This window comes from Pseudoalteromonas sp. MMG006, from assembly GCF_018101025.1.
Classification (GTDB): Bacteria; Pseudomonadota; Gammaproteobacteria; order Enterobacterales; family Alteromonadaceae; genus Pseudoalteromonas.
The window spans coordinates 1-493 of record NZ_JAGJEJ010000056.1; the positions used below are offsets into that span (position 1 = coordinate 1).

General features: G+C 45.6%; 4 tRNA genes. All 4 read right to left on the minus strand.

Annotated elements, in window-relative coordinates:
* Nucleotides 1-8 precede the first annotated feature (8 nt).
* The 4 genes from J8L73_RS19160 to J8L73_RS19175 all read right to left on the minus strand — a co-directional run bounded on the left by J8L73_RS19160 (nt 9) and on the right by J8L73_RS19175 (nt 428).
* Nucleotides 9-82 (minus strand) — tRNA-Cys (locus tag J8L73_RS19160).
* Nucleotides 83-101: 19 nt separating this feature from the next.
* Nucleotides 102-177: transfer RNA gene (locus tag J8L73_RS19165), tRNA-Gly, on the minus strand.
* Between the two features lie 49 nt (nt 178-226).
* Nucleotides 227-313, minus strand: a tRNA-Leu gene (locus J8L73_RS19170).
* A 39-nt stretch (nt 314-352) separates the two neighbouring features.
* Nucleotides 353-428, minus strand: a tRNA-Gly gene (locus J8L73_RS19175).
* Nucleotides 429-493: the final 65 nt, after the last annotated feature.

Consider the following 493-nt stretch of genomic DNA (forward strand, 5'->3'; position numbering starts at 1 on the left):
AAATTATATGGAGGCGGAACCCGGAGTCGAACCGGGGTAAACGGATTTGCAATCCGGTGCATGGCCACTCTGCCATTCCGCCTAAACGCTTCCAAATAATTTGGAGCGGTACACGAGGCTCGAACTCGTGACCTCGACCTTGGCAAGGTCGCGCTCTACCAACTGAGCTAGTACCGCAAAATACTGTTTTATCAACTTTAAATTACCTTGGTGAAATAATTTAAAGTGGTGCCCGAGGCCGGACTTGAACCGGCACGACTTGTTAGTCGAGGGATTTTAAATCCCTTGTGTCTACCAATTCCACCACTCGGGCATCGAGTTTGCTATTTAAAGCAAGTGGATAAAACTAATATGGAGCGGTACACGAGGCTCGAACTCGTGACCTCGACCTTGGCAAGGTCGCGCTCTACCAACTGAGCTAGTACCGCATCATATTAATTCTAATATTAACTATTTTATAAATTACACTTGGTAATGCAATTAAACCACAAAG